Below are 2,157 nucleotides of genomic sequence, written 5' to 3'. Positions count from 1 at the left end.
GGTGATCCGTCTCCACGTCGCCTCGGCCCTGGCTCGCACCGGCGAATCGGCCGCCACCATCGAGTACGGCACCGGCCGGTCACACTCGCCGGGGGTCACCCGCTGGCCGGTGTCCTACACCACCGGTAGTCTCCCGCAGCAGGAGTGACACAACCACTGACCAATCCCAGAGGTAGGGTTCAGCGGCGTCGCGTTGTGCCGACTTCTCATCGGCATATTCACCCAGTGCCCTGCCCGCAGAGACATCGGCGCGGTTCGTTCGGCCGGGGCGGGCGCGGGCCGGTCAGCCTTCATGTGACATGCTGGTTGACGAGCACGGGTTGTTGACATGATCGCTCGGCTCGCAACAGGAAGTTGTACATCAGTATGTCGCAGGGCAGTGTGAAGTGGTTCAACGGCGAAAAGGGCTTCGGCTTCATCGCTCAGGACGGGGGAGGCCCCGACGTTTTCGTCCACTACTCCGAGATTTCCGGCTCCGGCTTCAAGTCCCTGGATGAGGGACAGCGCGTCGAATTCGAGATCGGCCAGGGCCAGAAGGGCCCGCAGGCCCAGAGCGTTCGCGCCATCTAGGGACCGAGTCTCCACGAAACCCGCGCCTGTGGCGCGGGTTTCGTGCTTTTCGGAGGGTTGCCGGCCCGGGCGGCAGAGCGTTCGCCGGCATCCGGCCGGGCATGGGCGGTATGCGGATGGCGTGGGCCCACGTGGACACGGACGGCAGATTCCCGTAGCGTCGAGGTGGAAACCCGGTCTCGTAGCAGCGGACGGTGGACTACAGGGTCCGCTCGGCGCTTCTGATCCGGAGACGGGATCACGGTCCTGACGATCGACTATCGGATCGGCAAACCACGAGCGGTCGAACGCCGCTGGATCACTCTTCGCAACCAGCGCCTGCATGATTCGCTTGCTCGGGGTGTGTGTTCTCCATCGCTCACCACAGGACCGCCACGGGCCGCGAACGGGCCCAGCGCCGGCGACGCCGGAGCGGAGCGAACCGTTCGGCTCGGCGACATCCCGACCGATCTCACGATCGTCACGTCGCCGGCTTCCCTCAATGCGGCCGATCCGCGGCCGAGTCAGGAGCGTCGGCATGAACTGCCCGACCCGCCCCATCCCCAACACCGCACACCTGGACCGCGAGCATGGCGCACGCGTGCAACTCAAGACAGCCGAGACGAAAACGGGGTATGTCGACGGCGCTTGGTGGCCGCACAGCACCGATCTCGCCGCCGAACTGCCCCACCTGATCACCGCGATCGCGGGACGGCTCGACTCGATTCACCGCGTGGTTTACCAGCCCGGCGAATGGACTCCCACCCCACAACAACTTGCCCACGCCGGACGCAGTGTCCGCCTCGACGGGAACCGGCACGGCACCGCGCATACGATCGAAATCCTCGGCGCCCGCGACCGGCGGCAGATCCTTCTGATCATCCCGCCACACACCGATCCCCACAGGGCCGGCGCCGTGATGGCGATGGCCTGCCGCGTCGACGACGAATCCACGATCGACCAACTGCTGGCCCAGCTTCCCGGACGCACCGGCAGAGCCGCAGCCCTACGACAGTGGCGCAGCAGCGGAACCATCCGCCGGGTCGACACATCCGGCAGCGCACACCAGCTACCTATCCGATAACGACAGAGAGAACTCACCATGAGCGACAGAGCATCCGCCGGACCTCAGCTGTTCAGCCACGAATACACCGCACCGGACAGCACTCCCGCCAGTGCGATCGACACCGACCTGCGACCGAAATTCCTTTCCGCGCACGAAGACCGGCAACACGACGACTAACCGCAGCGGCACCTCGATTTATCGTGGCGGTGGCTCCCGCAGGCGCCGCTTCGACCGCACCGGCATCGGCGTCGGGAGGCCTACCGACGCCGTGCAGTGCGCCATCGGCAGATCGAACACGGTCGTCACCGCCGGTCGCCGATGCGAGTCACCGGAACCCGCGGGGACGAGATCGCCGTCCTCGGTGGCGCCGATATCGAAGCGCGGCAACAGGATCGGCGCCGACTCACCGAGCGTGTCGTAGAGCGTCGGCGACGGGTCGATATCGCCGAGAGCGAGGTGCCGACGGCCCTCTCGGTCTGACATCCGGCGGGCGTGGTGGTGCGTACCCCGGCCGTCGAACGATCGGACCTATCGGTGCATCG

At 66.7% G+C, this 2,157-nt stretch carries 4 protein-coding genes; 3 read left to right on the top strand and 1 reads right to left on the bottom strand.

Annotation, left to right across the window (positions count from 1 at the left end; all coding sequences use genetic code 11):
* The first annotated feature begins 366 nt into the window (after window positions 1–366).
* The 3 genes from A5780_RS22645 to A5780_RS40160 all read left to right on the top strand — a co-directional run bounded on the left by A5780_RS22645 (window position 367) and on the right by A5780_RS40160 (window position 1,792).
* Complete coding sequence (locus A5780_RS22645) at window positions 367–570, top strand: cold-shock protein (RefSeq protein WP_030517997.1); 204 nt, start codon at window positions 367–369, stop codon at window positions 568–570.
* Between the two features lie 517 nt (window positions 571–1,087).
* Window positions 1,088–1,633, top strand: a complete 546-nt coding sequence (locus tag A5780_RS22640) for a DUF5994 family protein (RefSeq protein WP_064909541.1) — start codon at window positions 1,088–1,090, stop codon at window positions 1,631–1,633.
* A gap of 18 nt (window positions 1,634–1,651) precedes the next feature.
* Window positions 1,652–1,792 (top strand): hypothetical protein, encoded by a 141-nt coding sequence (locus tag A5780_RS40160; RefSeq protein ID WP_156055821.1) that lies wholly within the window; start codon window positions 1,652–1,654, stop codon window positions 1,790–1,792.
* Window positions 1,793–1,810: 18 nt separating this feature from the next.
* Here the strand turns inward: A5780_RS40160 and A5780_RS22635 are convergent, their stop codons facing one another.
* Window positions 1,811–2,098 (bottom strand): hypothetical protein, encoded by a 288-nt coding sequence (locus A5780_RS22635; protein WP_064909540.1) that lies wholly within the window; start codon window positions 2,096–2,098, stop codon window positions 1,811–1,813.
* Window positions 2,099–2,157 lie beyond the last annotated feature (59 nt).

Origin of the sequence: Nocardia sp. 852002-20019_SCH5090214, assembly GCF_001665865.1 — a bacterium.
Classification (GTDB): Bacteria; Actinomycetota; Actinomycetes; order Mycobacteriales; family Mycobacteriaceae; genus Nocardia; species Nocardia nova.
Note: the sequence above shows the minus strand (reverse complement) of the source record. Positions and strands in the feature narration are given on the sequence as shown.